Source organism: Erythrobacter sp., assembly GCF_035194505.1.
In the GTDB taxonomy this organism is placed as follows: domain Bacteria; phylum Pseudomonadota; class Alphaproteobacteria; order Sphingomonadales; family Sphingomonadaceae; genus Erythrobacter.
On record NZ_CP136573.1, the window covers coordinates 397420 to 411342 of the forward strand.

Consider the following 13923-nt stretch of genomic DNA (forward strand, 5'->3'; position numbering starts at 1 on the left):
GAGGCTTGCGGGTTACCCTTGGGAGCGGGCCGCTCGCATCCTCGCGCGCGGCTGCCTACGCCCAAGGGCGCATAAGTCGAAGCAGCGCAAGTCCGTGTCCCGTCATGCGGGCAGTCTTTGCCGATTATTGCGCAGGGCGCAAGCCGGGAATACCTCCGCTATCACCCGCAGCGTGCGTCGCGGATGATGTTCTGCGCATCGAGCATCAGGCTCAAACGCGGATTGGTGGGATCGGGATTGACGAAGCCCGCGCTCCCGAAGGGCACGAAACGCAGGTTCTCGGTGCGCCCCAGGGTCTGGGCGATGGCGGCGCGGGTGCCCTGATCGGCGGGCTTGCCGATGAAGGGCCCCATCAGATTGGCACCGCAGGTCTGCGAGGCGGGATCGGTGAGCGTGCCCTCGGCAAAGGCACCCGGCGCGGCGCCCGGCAGGGGCTGGGCGATCTGCGGCGTGGCGGTGGCCGCAGGCGCGGGTGTGGCCGAGGCGTCAGCGGCGTTCTTGTTGATCCGTGACGCAAAGCTGTCCGCGCTGCTGGCGGCGGGATCGGGCTCGCTCCCGCAGGCCGCAAGCATCAGAGCGGCGAGCATCAGGGGCAGGGCAGCGGCAGGGCGATTGGTCATGGTCGGTGTCCGTAAATGGGCCTTACATCATCCCAAACGACCGGAAAATTGCAACATCATGACAGTTCATGCCGGCGGGCGCTGGCGCAGGCGTTCGCCGGTGAGCTGGCTGGTCCGCGTCACCCCCATCAGCCGCATCCCGCGCTCGATCTCGTCCTTGAGGATGCCGAGCGCGCGTTCGACCCCGTCCTGCCCCGCCGCCGCCAGCGCATAGAGATAGAGCCGCCCGCCCGAGGCCGCCGTGGCGCCCGAGCACAGGGCCTTCAGCACATGGGTGCCGCGCCGCACGCCGCCGTCGCAGATGATCTCGATCTTGCCCCCCACCGCATCGACAATCTCTGGCAGCTGATCAAACGGCGCGCGGGAGCCATCGAGCTGGCGCCCGCCGTGGTTCGAGATCATGATCGCATCGGCCCCGATCTCGACCGCGCGGCGCGCGTCGGCTGCGCTCATCACGCCCTTCAGCACAAAGGTGCCGCCCCATTGCTGGCGGATGCTTGCGGCGGTGTCCCATGTCATCGCGGTATCGAGCATGGTGTTGAAATATTCCGCGATGCTGACCGCCCTGTTCGTGCCCTCGCTGACATGGGTGTCGAGATTGGGGAGGCGGAATTTCTCGCGGAACACATAGTCGAGCGTCCAGCGCGGGCGGGCGGCGTAGCTGAGGATGCTGGCAGGCGTGAAGCGCGGCGGGGTGGTGAAGCCGCTCCTCAGGCACCGCTCGCGCTTGCCCGAAACGATGGTGTCCACCGTCAGCGCCAGCGCATCGAACTTTGCCGCCTGACAGCGCTCGATCATGTGGGTGTTCAGCCCCTTGTCCTTGTGGACATAGAGCTGGAACAGCTTCGGCCCGCTGGTGAGCGCGGCGATCTCCTCGATCGAGCGCGTCGCAAGGCTCGATATGCCGAACCACAGCCCGTATTTCTCGGCGGCTTTGGCCACCGCGCGCTCGCCCTGCCAGTGGAATGCGCGCTGGACTGCGGTGGGCGAGAGCATCAACGGTAGCGCGGATTTGCGCCCGAGAATGGTGCAGGAGGTGTCGATCACCTCCACCCCGGCGAGCACATCGGGCACCAGATCGACCCCCGCAAAGGCAGCGGTGTTCCTCGCCTTGGTCAGCTCGTCATCAGCCGCGCCGTCGATGTAATCGAACACGGGGAAGGGCAGGCGGGCTTTGGCCAGCCGCCGGAAATCGTCGATATTGTGGCAATCGGACAGGCGCATCGTGGAGAGAGGCCTGCCCGATTGGAGATGATGTGTCGAGAGGCTCTTACTGCTTCTCGAAGGCGACGGAGATCTCCAGCTCCACCTCGTCGCTGACGAAGGGGATAGCGTAATTCACGCCGAAGTCGGAGCGCTTGATTTCGGTCTCGGCTTCGAAGCCGACCGTGGCCTTCTTGTTGTAGGGGTTGTTGCCCGCGCCCACGAACTCGGCCTCGAAGGTGACCGGCTTGGTGATGCCGTTCAAGGTGAGGTCGCCGGTGATGATCGCGGTCATGCCCTTGGCCTTGACCGATGTGGAGACGAAGCGGGCGGGGGCCGGTGCGGGGCCGAAGAAATCGGGCGCCCCCCCGTCCTTGCCCGGGCGCAGGAGGTGCGCGGTCAGGCCCTTGCTGGCGGTGGTGACATTGGCGACGGGGATCGTCACATCAACCTTGGCCGCATCCGGATTGGCCGGATCGAGCACCAGCGTGCCCGCCACATCGCCGAAGATGCCGAAATAGTCGCTGAAGCCGAAATGGCTGACTTCCCAGCCGATCAGCGAGTGCCCCGGATCGGCGGCATAGGTGCCTGCCGTGACGCGCGAGGGATCCTGAACGCCCGGCATCCGCGGGGCATCCTGGGCTGCGAGCGTGGGGACGAAAGCGGCGCTGATGCCGGTGATGGCAAGCGCTGCAAGAGCGGCGAGGGCGGTGCGGTTCATCGGGTGGGTCTCCTCAAGGTGTGAAGACCCAATACCCGACGCCCCGCGATGGTTCCACCGCCCGCCGCAACAGGCGGGCGGTGGAATTCTTTGCAGCCTAGTTCTTGGCCTTATCGACCAGCTTGTTGGCGCTGATCCACGGCATCATGGCGCGCAGGGTGGCGCCGGTCTTTTCGATCGGATGCGCTTCTGCCGCCTTGCGCGCGGCCTTGAGTTCAGGCTGGCCGGCGCGATTATCGAGCACGAAGTTCTTCACGAAACGGCCTGACTGGATGTCGGCCAGCACGCGCTTCATTTCGGCCTTGGTTTCGGCGGTGATGATGCGTGGACCGGTGGTGATGTCGCCATATTCGGCAGTGTTGCTGATCGAATAGCGCATGTTGGCGATGCCGCCTTCATAGAGCAGGTCGACGATCAGCTTGGTTTCGTGGAGGCATTCGAAATAGGCCATTTCCGGCGCGTATCCGGCCTCGACCAGGGTTTCGAAGCCCGCCTGGATCAGGTGGGTGATCCCGCCGCACAGCACCGCCTGTTCGCCGAACAGATCGGTCTCGCACTCTTCCTTGAAGTTGGTCTCAATGATGCCCGAGCGCCCGCCGCCAACCGCGCTGGCATAGGCAAGCGCCACGTCATGCGCCGCGCCGCTCGCATCCTGATGGATGGCGATGAGACAGGGCACCCCGCCGCCGCGCACATATTCGGAGCGGACAGTGTGGCCCGGGCCCTTGGGCGCGATCATGATGACGTCGATATCGGCGGGCGCCTCTATCAGGCCGAAGTGGATGTTGAGCCCGTGGGCAAAGGCGAGCGCGCTGCCGGGCTTCATGTGGCCCTTGAGATCATTCTCCCAGATCGCGGCCTGATGTTCATCGGGCGCGAGGATCATGATGATGTCGGCCCACTTGGCGGCCTCGGTGTTGGAGAGCACCTTGAAGCCTGCGCCTTCGGCCTTCTTCGCAGTCGCAGACCCTTCGCGCAGGGCGATGGCGACTTCGGCGACGCCGGAATCGCGCAGGTTCTGGGCATGGGCGTGGCCCTGCGAGCCATAGCCGACAATCGCGACCTTCTTGGGCTTGATCAGATTGAGATCGGCATCGGCGTCGTAATAGACTTTCATCACTATTCTCTCTTGTGCTTTGTAACTTTTGAAAAACTCAGGCACCCTCGGCCCCGCGCATCATGCCCACGATCCCGGTGCGGCCGACTTCGACCAGCCCCAGCTCGCGCATCAGGGCGATGAAGCTGTCGACCTTATCAGGCGGGCCGGTGATCTCGAAGATGAAGCTTTCGGTGGTGGTATCGACGGGGCGCGCGCGGAAAATGTCGGCAAGGCGCAGCGCCTCGACCCGCCTTTCGCCCGTGCCGCTGACCTTGATCAGCGCCAGCTCGCGCTCGACGTGAGGCCCGGCAGTGGTGAGATCGGTGACCTTGTGCACCGGCACCAGCCGTTCCAGCTGCGCCTCGATCTGGTCGATCACCGAAGGCGGCCCGTTGGTGACGATGGTGATGCGGCTGATCGCGTGGTCTTCGGAGATATCGGCCACGGTCAGGCTGTCGATGTTGTAACCGCGCGCGGTGAACAGCCCCGTGATCTTGGCGAGGATCCCGGGTTCATTGTCCACGGTGACGGCGAGCACATGGCGCTCGGAAGCGGCGGCGGCAATCTTGAGGGGCATGAGCGTTTCCTAAACCAGCGCCTTGGCTTCGTCGTCCATCGTCCCGTCGACCTTGTCGCCGTAGAGGATCATGTCGGTATGGGCCGCCCCTGACGGGATCATCGGCAGGCAGTTGGCATCCTGCGCGACGAGGCAATCGACCATCACCGGCCCATCGTGCGCAAGCATGGCGGCGATCCCTTCATCGAGTTCGCTTTCATCGTGGATGCGAATGCCCTTCCACCCGTATGCTTCGGCCAGCCGCACGAAATCGGGCAGGCTGTCGGAGTAGCTGTTCGAATAGCGGCTTTCGTAGGTCAGCTCCTGCCACTGGCGGACCATGCCCATATATTCGTTGTTGAGGATGAACACCTTGACCGGCAGGCGGTACTGGCTGGCGGTGCCCAGTTCCTGGATGTTCATCTGGATGCTGGCCTCGCCCGCAATGTCGATCACCAGCGCGTCGGGGTGGCCAAGCTGCGCGCCGATTGCGGCGGGCAGGCCATAGCCCATGGTGCCGAGCCCGCCCGAGGTCAGCCACTTGTTGGGATCATCGAAGCCGAAATATTGCGCCGCCCACATCTGGTGCTGGCCGACTTCGGTGGAGATGATCGGCGCGCGCTTGTGGGTAAGGGCATGGAGCCGCTCGACCGCCTTTTGCGGCATGATCATGTTGGGGTGCTTCACCGAGCGCGGCGGATAGGCGAGGCATTCGCGCGCGCGCCAGCCGGCGATGCGGGCCTTCCATTCGCCCAGATCGCGGGCCTGACGAGTGCCCCAGGCCGCGATCAGCTGGCCCAGCACCGTGCCGCAATCGCCAAGGATTCCCATGTCCACCGGCACGGTCTTGTTGATCGAGGAGCGATCGATGTCGATGTGGATCTTGGTCGAATGGGGCGAGAAAGCGTCGAGCCTGCCGGTCACCCGGTCATCGAAGCGCGCACCGATGCACACCATCACGTCGCAGGTGTTCATCGCCATATTGGCTTCGTAGGTGCCGTGCATCCCCAGCATCCCGAGCCAGTCGGGGTGCGTGCTCGGGAAGGCGCCGAGGCCCATCAGGGTCGAGGTAACCGGCGCGCCGGTGAGGTCCTGGAGGCGGCGAAGCAGTTCGCTTGCCTCGGGGCCGGAATTGATCACGCCGCCGCCGGTGTAGAAGATCGGACGCTCGGCCTTGGCGATCAGCTCGATCGCCTCGACGATCTGTTCGGCGGGCGCGACCATCTGCGGGGCATAGCGGTGCGATCCCGGACGCACGAAGGCGCGGCGCTCGGACGGCACGGCGATCTGCACATCCTTGGGAATGTCGATCACGACCGGACCGGGCCGCCCGGTGGTGGCGATGCGGAAGGCCTCGGCGATGGTCGCGGCGAGATCGGCCGGGTCCTTCACCAGATAATTGTGCTTGGTGCAGTGACGCGTGATGCCGATGGTGTCGGCTTCCTGAAACGCGTCGGTGCCGATCAGGCTGGTGGGCACCTGTCCGGTGATGACGACGAGCGGGATCGAATCCATCCACGCATCGGCAATCCCGGTTATCGCATTGGTTGCGCCCGGGCCCGAGGTGACGAGCACCACGCCCGGCTTGCCGGTGGCGCGGGCATAGCCTTCGGCCGCGTGGGCCGCACCCGCTTCGTGGCGGACAAGGATGTGGCGGATGCGCTCATCGCCGAAGAGTTCGTCATAGATCGGCAGCACCGCGCCGCCGGGATAGCCGAAGACATATTCGACGCCCTGCTCGATCAGGCACTGCACAAGGATCGCCGCACCGCTTTTGGGGGCGCTGTGACTTGCGGCTTTGTCCGGCTTGCCGGGCACGGGGAACTCCATCGGGTTGGGCGGCAGGCCGAAACGAACGACCCATGCCTGACAACAAAACCGGCCCGATGCAGGGGGGGCGCATCGGACCGAGTGATTACGCCGCTATAGGTTATAATCTGATAGGTCAACCCCTAATCGCGCAATAATGATGCGAAACAGGCCTCAATGTCGATATTTTCGGATTCAGGCCCGGGCGCGATCCGGAGCCATTCCTCCGGAGTCTGGCGCCGAAACCAGGTGAACTGGCGCTTGGCATAATTGCGCGTCGCCTGTTGCCCCGTGGCGATCATCGCCTCAGGCTCCATGTCGTCAGCAAGGAAGGCGGCGATTTCCGGCACCCCGATGGCGCGCATCACCGGCAGATCGGGATCGAGATTGCGGGCGAGCAGCGCCTCGACCTCGGCAATCGCGCCGCTTTCCAGCATCGCCTCGAACCGGAGGTCGCACCGTTCATAAAGCCATGTCCGGTCCGGCAGCACCAGCAGCGGGTGGAGCGTGATGTCCTCGGCAATCCCGCCGGCCTTGGCGAGCTGCCAGTCAGCCAGCGTCACGCCGGTCGAGCGCTTCACTTCCAAGGCGCGGGCAATCCGCTGGCGATCGCCGGGATCAAGTTCGGTGGCGCGCTCGGGGTCTTCGACCTGGAGCAGGGCATAGGCCGCATCTTCGGGCAGGGCGCGCACTGTGGCCCGCACAGCGGGATCGATTTCCGGGATCGGGGCGATGCCTTCGAGCAGCACCTTGATGTAGAGCCCGGTGCCGCCGACGAGGATCGGCACCCCGCCGCTGGCGTGGATATCGGCGATCTCGGCCTTGGCGCGCGCGGCCCATGCGGCGGCCGAGCAAGCCTCGGCCCCGTCCCACGCCCCGAACAGGCGGTGCTCGATCCCGCCCATCTCCTCTTCGGAGGGGCGCGCGGACAGCACGCCGAGATCGGCATAGACCTGCGCGCTGTCGGCATTGACGATCACGCCGCGCCGCCCGTCAGCGGCAAGCCGCTTGGCAAGGGCAAGCGCAATCGCGCTCTTGCCGCTTGCGGTCGGCCCTGCAATGAGCGCGACGGAGGGCGCCACGGGGCCTGCTGGAGAATTCACGATGCTCATTGCCCGGCTGATAGCAGACATAGCGACAAGGGAAACATCGCAAGACTTGCTGGCGCGTGCTTTGCGCGAAGAAGGCGTGGCGCTGGCGACGGCGGAGGTGCTGGCCGACGGCGATGTGCTCGAGATGCGCTTCACCGATGGCGATCCGCAAGTGGTGCTCGCCGCGATCGACAGCGTCTTTTCCCCGGCCGACATGCTGGTCAGCCGTGGACCGATTTTCCTTCCGCAAGTCTTCGTGTCGGACATGGATTCGACCATGATCGGGCAGGAATGCATCGACGAGCTGGCCGATTACGCCGGGATCAAGGCGCAGATCGCCGAAATCACCGAACGCGCGATGCAGGGCGAGCTCGATTTCGTCGCCGCGCTGCGCGAACGCGTGGCGCTGCTCGAAGGGCTGGGCGAGGGCGCGATCGGCGAATGTCTGGCGGAGCGGATTTCGCCCACGCCGGGCGCAAAGACGCTGGTGGCGACGCTTTCGGCGCAAGGCTGCCGCACCGTGCTGGTGACCGGCGGCTTTCACCACTTCGCCGATCCGGTGGGCGCGATGCTCGGGTTTGACCGGGTGGTCGGCAACCGGCTCGAGGTTGTGGGCGGCAAGCTCACGGGCGGGCTGCTGGGCGATATTGTCGACAGCGGCGTGAAGGCCGCGGTGCTGGCCGAAGAAGCGGCGGGCGGGCGCATCAGTCTTGCGACGGGCGACGGCGCCAACGACATTCCGATGATCGCGGCGGCGACCTATGGCTTTGCCTATCTCGCCAAGCCCAAGGCGCGCGCGGCCGCCAATGGCCGGGTCGATCGCGGCGATCTGACGGCGGTGCTTTCGCTGCTGGGCATTGCGCGCAGCGACTGGGTCGAGGCCTGATCGCTAGGCTCGCACGGCTCGTCGCAAAAAGGGTTTTATTCGCTGAACCGAATCGTCTATTAACACTCATGTAAGCAAGTCGTGGCACCACCAGCGCCACACCACAGGAATTGCCAGCATGACCGAAGCCGCTCGTGACCAGTTTACCCGGATGTTCTCTGCCGACGGCACGGTTCTGCTGCACCCCGATCGTCCGCAGGCCAAGTACCGTCCCTTGCGCGCGGTCCACAACTTCCAGATGCTGATGAAGGACAAGGAAGACACCGCGGCGGTGTTCCGGATCTTCGAATCGCTGCCTTCGAAGGACTTCATCCCGCGGATCGCGGAGCTCTCGCTGTCCGAGCGCGGGACCTATCTGCGCCAGACCGAGCCCAGCCTGCCCGAGATTCTCGATGATCACGCCGCGCTGCGCCGCACGCCCAAGGGCAGCCTTGCGCACGCCTATTGCGATTTCATGGAGGCCGAAGGGCTGTCGGCCGCAGGGCTGGTGGCCGAAAGCGACCGAACCGGGCGTCCGCGCTTCCCTGATCTGGTCGAGTGGTACATCAACCGCTCGCGCGACACCCACGATCTGTTCCACGTGCTGACCGGCTATGGTCGCGATGCGCTCGGCGAGGCGTCGGTGCTGCTGTTTACCCACGGCCAGTCGCCCAGCCAGGGCCACTTGCTGATCGGCTATGCGGGCGCTGCCAACATCAAGAAGATGGCGAAGGGCACCAAGGCCCCTGTTTTCGGTGCCGTGCGCGAGGCGCATCGCACCGGCAAGGGCGCGCCGCCGCTGATCGCCCAGCCGATCCGCCAGCTGCTCGAACGCCCGATCGAGGACGTGCGCGCCGAGCTGCGCATCCCGCAGCCGCAACAGTACCGCGAATGCCACCGCATCTGGCAGGCCGAAGGGATCGATCCCTACAACCTGCTCGCCAGCACCAAGCCGCAGGGCGAACTTCTCGCCGCCTGATCCGCTAGAGCCAGCTGGCGATCTGCGTCAGCGGCTTTTTGACCAGCGCGTGGGCGGGCACTGTGGCTTCTGATGCCGGGTGGCCTGCAACCACGATCATCACCGGCTTTTCCCAATCCGGCCTCGCGCACACCTCGCGCAGGAAGCCCATGGGCGAGGGCGTGTGGGTGAGCGTGGCGATGCCTGCCTCGTGCAGGGTGGCGAGCAGCATCCCGCAGGCAATCCCGACGCTTTCATTGACGTAGTAGTTCTGGGTCTCGCCATCCTCGGCGATGCCGCCCTTGCGCTGGGCAAAGACGACGATCAGCCATGGCGCGGTTTCAAGGAAGGGCTTGTCTGCGTCCGTGCCGAGCGGGCCGAGGGCATCGAGCCATTCCCCGCTGGCCTTGGGATCAGCGCCGTCCGCGCCATAGAAGCGCCGCTCCTCTGCCTCTGCCGCTTCACGAATGGCGCGCTTCTTGTCGGGCGAGGCAATGACGGCGAAATGCCAGGGCTGGTGATTTGCGCCCGATGGCGCGCTGCCGGCGGCGGCAATGGCCGCTTCGATCACCAGGCGCGGGACGGGTGCATCACTGAAGAAACGACATGTGCGGCGTTCCTTGAGTTTTGCGCTGAATGATTCGGCGCGGGCGATTGCCGTGTCGTCTGGCAGGCGTTGCAGCGCGTAGGGCAGGGTTTCGATTTCGGGCATTGTCCGGTTTTGACCTCGATCAACGGGGAATGGACTTTTAACTGACAGCAATGTAAGTAGGAGTGGCTGAACGCAACTCGCGACTCGCGCAAAGGACGTTACACCATGTCGGTTCTTGATCTTCCGCTCGTTGCCCCGACCCGCAAGACCTCGGGTTTCCGGCCGCTGAAGGTGCTGCACCATTTCGGCAAGCTGGTGGAGGACAAGGAAGACACCGAGCAGGTGTTCCACATCATCGAAGCCACCAAGGGCAAGCGCAGCCATGCTCAGGCCCATGCATTCATCCGTTCGCCCGAGGGGCAGCGCTTTCTGGCCGATGGCGTCGACATTCCGGCGATGCTCGATGATCATTCGCGCTGGGCCGATTGCGGGCCGAACAAGGTGGCCGCGCACTACATCGCCTTCATGAAGCGCGAGGGGCTCTCGGCGGCGGGCCTCGTGGCCGAAAGCCACAAGTGGGCGCCGCCCGAAAGCCTGCCGCGCGACCTGACCCAGTGGTATTTTGATCGCCTGCGCGACACGCATGATCTGTTCCACGTGCTGACCGGCTACGGCCGCGATGCGCTGGGCGAGGCGAGCCTGCTCGGTTTCAGCTACGAGCAGAACCACAATACGGGCATCCTGTTCATCGCCTATGCGGGCGCACGCCAGATCAAGAAGGTTTCCGGCACCAAGGCGCCGCTGTTCGCCGCGATCAAGGAAGGGCGCAAGCTTGGCCGCGCCGCGGCGAAGATTTCGCATCAGGATATTGCTGCTTTGATGCGCGAGGATATCACCGAGGCGCGCGCGCGGCTGAACATCGGCAAGCCCGAGGTCTACCGCCAGTGCCTTGCGATCCTTGCGGGCGAGGGTATCCTCAGCGAGGATCTGACGCTCGGCAGCGCGCCCCAGCCGCAGCCGCAGGCGGCTTAAGCCTTCAGCGCAATTCCTTGCGGATCACCAGCTTGAGACCCGACCAGGTCTCGTCGATCGCGCATACCTTGGTGTCGACCAGCCCCAGCGGCAGGCAGACCTCGCGGATCGTGTCTTCGGTGAGGTCGGTTTCGATCTTTGCGGCCTTCTTGGGCCAGCTCACCCAGATCTGACCATCGGGCGCGATCTGGTGCCGGAGCGCCGCGAGATGCGCTTCCAGTGCTGCCCGCTCGGTGACGAAGATATGCGCCGCGTCCAGCCCTTGCGCGGGATCGGCCACGAAGACGAGATCGAGCGCATATTCGTCGATCTCGTCGATCACGTGTTCGGGCATGGCGTCGAACCACACCCGCATCCCGTCACGCAAGGTGAGCTTCTTGACGAGCGGCGTGCCGGAATAGCCGCTGCTCATCGGATCAGCCTTCCATCCAGTCCTGGAAGAAGCGGGCGTGCGCCGCGCGCAGTTCGGCCAGCGGAACGCCCAGAACATTGTCGCCGCCAACCGTGCCGATCCGCTGGAAGCCGATCTGCGCCGTATCCGCATCGCGGGTGCCCTTGGCGAGGGCTGCGTTCAAGGCCGCGACGTCGGGCACGGTGACGAGGTAGCGGCCCTGATCTTCGCCGAACCACCACTGCGCGGGGGTGTAGTCGGGGTTGCCCGCCATGTCGGCCTCGGCCCCGATGCCGCCTGCCAGCGCCATTTCCGCGAGCGCCACGGCAAGGCCGCCATCGGCAAGGTCATGCACGGCATTGACGAGGCCGTCGGCGATCAGCTCATGGATGATCTCGCCCGCGGTGCGTTCCACCACAAGGTCGGTCGGCGGGGTGCGGCCCGCTTCCATCCCCTTGATGACGCGCAGCCACAGCGACTGGCCGAGGTGCGAGCGGGTGGGATCGGGCTTGGCCCAGAATTCCGGCCCGACGAGGTAGATCGCATCGCCTGCCTGCTTGAAGTGCATCGTCATCATCTTCGACAGATCATTGATGATGCCGACGCCGCCGATTGCCGGGGTGGGCAGGATCGCCGAGCCGCCGCCGGTCGCCTTGCTCTCGTTGTAGAGGCTGACATTGCCCGACACGATCGGGAAATCGAGCGTGCGGCAGGCATCGGCCATGCCTTCCAATGCATAGACGATCTGCGCCATGATTTCCGGGCGTTGCGGATTGGCGAAGTTGAGGCAGTTGGTCACTGCCAGTGGCCGCGCGCCCACGGCGCAGAGGTTCCGGTAGGCCTCGGCGATGGCCTGCTTGCCGCCCTCATAGGGATCGGCAAAGACATAGCGCGGGGTGCAATCGGTGGTGATGGCGAGCGCCTTGCCCGTGCCATGCACGCGCACCACGCCGGCATCGCCGCCAGTCTGGAGCGTGTCCGCGCCGACCTGCGAATCATACTGCTGCGCAATCCACCCGCGCGAGGCGAGATCGGGCGAGCCCATCAGCGTCAGAAGGTCCGCAGCCACATCATCGGTCGAGGGCACTTCGCCCAGCGGCTTGACGCCCGCCCAGACGGCATATTCCTCCTTGGAGAGGTAGGGCCGGTCATACAGGGGCGCTTCGTCCGCCAGCGGGGCGAGCGGAATGTCGCACACAACTTCGCCATTGAATTCGAGCACCATGTGCCCCGTGTCGGTGACTTCGCCGATCACCGCGAAATCGAGTTCCCACTTGCGGAAGATCGCCTCAGCCATGGCTTCCTTACCGGGCTGGAGCACCATCAGCATGCGCTCTTGGCTTTCCGAGAGCATCATCTCGTAGGGCGTCATGCCGGTCTCGCGGCAGGGCACCTTGTTCATGTCGAGCCGGATGCCCGCGCCGCCCTTGCTTGCCATTTCCACCGAGGAGGAGGTGAGGCCGGCCGCGCCCATGTCCTGAATGGCGACAATCGCGTCGGTCGCCATCAATTCGAGGCAGGCTTCGATCAGCAGCTTTTCGGTGAAGGGATCGCCGACCTGCACCGTGGGGCGCTTGGCTTCGGCATCCTCGCCGAAGTCGGCCGAAGCCATGGTCGCGCCGTGGATGCCATCACGCCCGGTCTTGGAGCCGACATAGACGATCGGGTTCCCGAGGCCGGTGGCGGCCGAATAGAAGATCTTGCCCTGATCGGCGACGCCCACCGTCATCGCGTTCACAAGGATGTTGCCATCGTAAGCCGGGTGGAAATTGGTCTCGCCCGCCACCGTCGGCACGCCCACGCAATTGCCGTAGCCGCCGATCCCTGCGACCACGCCCTGCACGAGGTGCTTCATCTTGGGGTGATCGGGCCGCCCGAAGCGCAGCGCATTGGCATTCGCCATCGGCCGCGCGCCCATGGTGAAGACATCGCGCAGAATGCCGCCAACGCCAGTCGCCGCGCCCTGATAGGGCTCGATATAGGAGGGGTGGTTGTGGCTCTCCATCTTGAAGATCGCCGCCTGCCCGTCACCAATGTCGATCACGCCGGCATTCTCGCCCGGGCCGCAGATCACCCACGGCGCCTCGGTCGGAAGCTTCTTCAGGTGGATGCGCGAGGATTTGTAGGAGCAATGCTCAGACCACATCACCGAGAAGATGCCGAGTTCCACAAGGTTCGGCTCACGGCCCAGCGCGTGAAGGACGCGCTCGTATTCCTCGTGGGAAAGGCCGTGCTGTTCGACGATTTCGGGGGTGATGGCGGACGATTGGGTCATGGGTGGGGACTCCTTGCGCCGCCCCCTAGATTACTGATCGCTGAAGGCCAAGCCGCCGCGTTTCTGGAACCAGCGATTCTCCCCGACCCAGACAGCCAGCGCGGTCAGGATCGCGAAGGCGAGCAGGGCCTGAAGGTAAAGGAATGGCCCGGCGCTGGTCGGCTGCGGGCCGAACCAGTTCAGGGCCTGGAACATCAGCATCACCGCAAGCAGCACCATTGGCGGCCCGATCGGCCCGCGCGTGCGGCGCACATAGAGCGCGAAGGCTCCGCCGGTCAGCGCGAGTTCCAGCGGCATGGCAATCGCCGGATGGTTCCACAGGCCAAGGCCGAGCTTCGGCGGGGTGCCGTCGATCGTCAGATCGGGGACATGCACCAGCCAGTCGAGCGGCCAGTGCGACAGCACCACCAGTCCCGCGACAAAGCCTGCAAACAGGTTGCGCTGGCCGATGGCCACCACGATCAGGCACGCGAGCGCCCATGCGCCCGCGCCCAGCAGGCTGTGGGTGAAGGGCATGTGATAGAGGTCCATCGGGTTCATCACGCTCGCCTTCGGATCGACCCGCATCGCCTCCACGCCGATGGTTGCGAGGGTGAAGAACCCCCAGTCGACCAGCTGTGCGGCCACGAACAGCGTGCCCAGCCTCGGGCTGCGCGGACTGGATGCAGCCGCGAGGAAGGCAGGAGCGAAATGGCCGATGAACATGGGAAG

14 protein-coding genes are annotated in these 13923 nt (G+C 65.2%); 3 read left to right on the forward strand and 11 right to left on the reverse strand.

The window, feature by feature from the left end; all coding sequences use genetic code 11:
- Window positions 1-161: 161 nt before the first annotated feature.
- From RSE14_RS02005 to miaA, 7 genes are all read right to left on the reverse strand, one after another.
- Complete coding sequence (locus RSE14_RS02005; protein ID WP_324075578.1) at window positions 162-620, reverse strand: hypothetical protein; 459 nt, start codon at window positions 618-620, stop codon at window positions 162-164.
- A gap of 66 nt (window positions 621-686) precedes the next feature.
- Window positions 687-1844 carry an alpha-hydroxy acid oxidase gene (locus tag RSE14_RS02010; RefSeq protein ID WP_324075579.1) on the reverse strand — a complete coding sequence of 386 codons (1158 nt, stop codon included), beginning with the start codon at window positions 1842-1844 and terminating at the stop codon, window positions 687-689.
- 46 nt (window positions 1845-1890) lie between these two features.
- The gene (locus RSE14_RS02015) at window positions 1891-2544 is read right to left on the reverse strand and encodes a YceI family protein (RefSeq protein WP_324075580.1); all 654 of its coding nucleotides are present in this window, start codon (window positions 2542-2544) and stop codon (window positions 1891-1893) included.
- Window positions 2545-2641: 97 nt separating this feature from the next.
- Window positions 2642-3661 (reverse strand): ketol-acid reductoisomerase, encoded by a 1020-nt coding sequence (gene ilvC, locus RSE14_RS02020; protein ID WP_324075581.1) that lies wholly within the window; start codon window positions 3659-3661, stop codon window positions 2642-2644.
- 37 nt (window positions 3662-3698) lie between these two features.
- Window positions 3699-4220 (reverse strand): acetolactate synthase small subunit, encoded by a 522-nt coding sequence (gene ilvN, locus RSE14_RS02025; protein WP_324075582.1) that lies wholly within the window; start codon window positions 4218-4220, stop codon window positions 3699-3701.
- A gap of 9 nt (window positions 4221-4229) precedes the next feature.
- Window positions 4230-6017, reverse strand: coding sequence for a biosynthetic-type acetolactate synthase large subunit (ilvB, locus tag RSE14_RS02030; RefSeq protein ID WP_324075583.1), 1788 nt, complete (start codon window positions 6015-6017; stop codon window positions 4230-4232).
- A gap of 134 nt (window positions 6018-6151) precedes the next feature.
- Entirely contained in the window at window positions 6152-7120 is a 969-nt protein-coding gene (gene miaA, locus RSE14_RS02035; protein ID WP_324075584.1) for a tRNA (adenosine(37)-N6)-dimethylallyltransferase MiaA, read from the reverse strand.
- Between miaA and serB the strand changes: the two genes are divergently transcribed.
- On the forward strand, window positions 7113-7985 hold the full coding sequence (serB, locus tag RSE14_RS02040; RefSeq protein WP_324075585.1) for a phosphoserine phosphatase SerB: 873 nt from the start codon (window positions 7113-7115) through the stop codon (window positions 7983-7985). The genes miaA and serB overlap by 8 nt on opposite strands.
- A 118-nt stretch (window positions 7986-8103) precedes the next feature.
- Window positions 8104-8943, forward strand: a complete 840-nt coding sequence (locus RSE14_RS02045) for a Coq4 family protein (RefSeq protein ID WP_324075586.1) — start codon at window positions 8104-8106, stop codon at window positions 8941-8943.
- A 4-nt stretch (window positions 8944-8947) separates the two neighbouring features.
- On the opposite strand, the gene RSE14_RS02050 is transcribed toward RSE14_RS02045, so the two are convergent.
- On the reverse strand, window positions 8948-9634 hold the full coding sequence (locus RSE14_RS02050; RefSeq protein WP_324075587.1) for a nitroreductase family protein: 687 nt from the start codon (window positions 9632-9634) through the stop codon (window positions 8948-8950).
- A gap of 105 nt (window positions 9635-9739) precedes the next feature.
- On the opposite strand from RSE14_RS02050, the gene RSE14_RS02055 reads away from it, so the two are divergent.
- A complete protein-coding gene (locus tag RSE14_RS02055; protein ID WP_324075588.1) occupies window positions 9740-10546 on the forward strand; it encodes a Coq4 family protein in 807 nt (268 codons plus the stop codon).
- Window positions 10547-10550: 4 nt separating this feature from the next.
- On the opposite strand, the gene RSE14_RS02060 is transcribed toward RSE14_RS02055, so the two are convergent.
- The 3 genes from RSE14_RS02060 to RSE14_RS02070 are packed head-to-tail and all read right to left on the reverse strand — an operon-like array spanning window position 10551 to window position 13917.
- Window positions 10551-10958 carry a hypothetical protein gene (locus RSE14_RS02060; protein ID WP_324075589.1) on the reverse strand — a complete coding sequence of 136 codons (408 nt, stop codon included), beginning with the start codon at window positions 10956-10958 and terminating at the stop codon, window positions 10551-10553.
- 4 nt (window positions 10959-10962) lie between these two features.
- Complete coding sequence (gene purL / locus RSE14_RS02065) at window positions 10963-13212, reverse strand: phosphoribosylformylglycinamidine synthase subunit PurL (RefSeq protein WP_324075590.1); 2250 nt, start codon at window positions 13210-13212, stop codon at window positions 10963-10965.
- Window positions 13213-13242: 30 nt separating this feature from the next.
- The gene (locus RSE14_RS02070; protein ID WP_324075591.1) at window positions 13243-13917 is read right to left on the reverse strand and encodes a hypothetical protein; all 675 of its coding nucleotides are present in this window, start codon (window positions 13915-13917) and stop codon (window positions 13243-13245) included.
- Between the last annotated feature and the right edge of the window lie 6 nt (window positions 13918-13923).

Coding starts and splice junctions, on each gene's coding strand:
- RSE14_RS02005 (WP_324075578.1), bottom strand. CDS start 620: ATGACCAATCGCCCTGCCGCTGCCCTGCCCCTGATGCTCGCCGCTCTG.
- RSE14_RS02010 (WP_324075579.1), bottom strand. CDS start 1,844: ATGCGCCTGTCCGATTGCCACAATATCGACGATTTCCGGCGGCTGGCC.
- RSE14_RS02015 (WP_324075580.1), bottom strand. CDS start 2,544: ATGAACCGCACCGCCCTCGCCGCTCTTGCAGCGCTTGCCATCACCGGC.
- ilvC (WP_324075581.1), bottom strand. CDS start 3,661: ATGAAAGTCTATTACGACGCCGATGCCGATCTCAATCTGATCAAGCCC.
- ilvN (WP_324075582.1), bottom strand. CDS start 4,220: ATGCCCCTCAAGATTGCCGCCGCCGCTTCCGAGCGCCATGTGCTCGCC.
- serB (WP_324075585.1), top strand. CDS start 7,113: ATGCTCATTGCCCGGCTGATAGCAGACATAGCGACAAGGGAAACATCG.
- miaA (WP_324075584.1), bottom strand. CDS start 7,120: ATGAGCATCGTGAATTCTCCAGCAGGCCCCGTGGCGCCCTCCGTCGCG.
- RSE14_RS02045 (WP_324075586.1), top strand. CDS start 8,104: ATGACCGAAGCCGCTCGTGACCAGTTTACCCGGATGTTCTCTGCCGAC.
- RSE14_RS02050 (WP_324075587.1), bottom strand. CDS start 9,634: ATGCCCGAAATCGAAACCCTGCCCTACGCGCTGCAACGCCTGCCAGAC.
- RSE14_RS02055 (WP_324075588.1), top strand. CDS start 9,740: ATGTCGGTTCTTGATCTTCCGCTCGTTGCCCCGACCCGCAAGACCTCG.
- RSE14_RS02060 (WP_324075589.1), bottom strand. CDS start 10,958: ATGAGCAGCGGCTATTCCGGCACGCCGCTCGTCAAGAAGCTCACCTTG.
- purL (WP_324075590.1), bottom strand. CDS start 13,212: ATGACCCAATCGTCCGCCATCACCCCCGAAATCGTCGAACAGCACGGC.
- RSE14_RS02070 (WP_324075591.1), bottom strand. CDS start 13,917: ATGTTCATCGGCCATTTCGCTCCTGCCTTCCTCGCGGCTGCATCCAGT.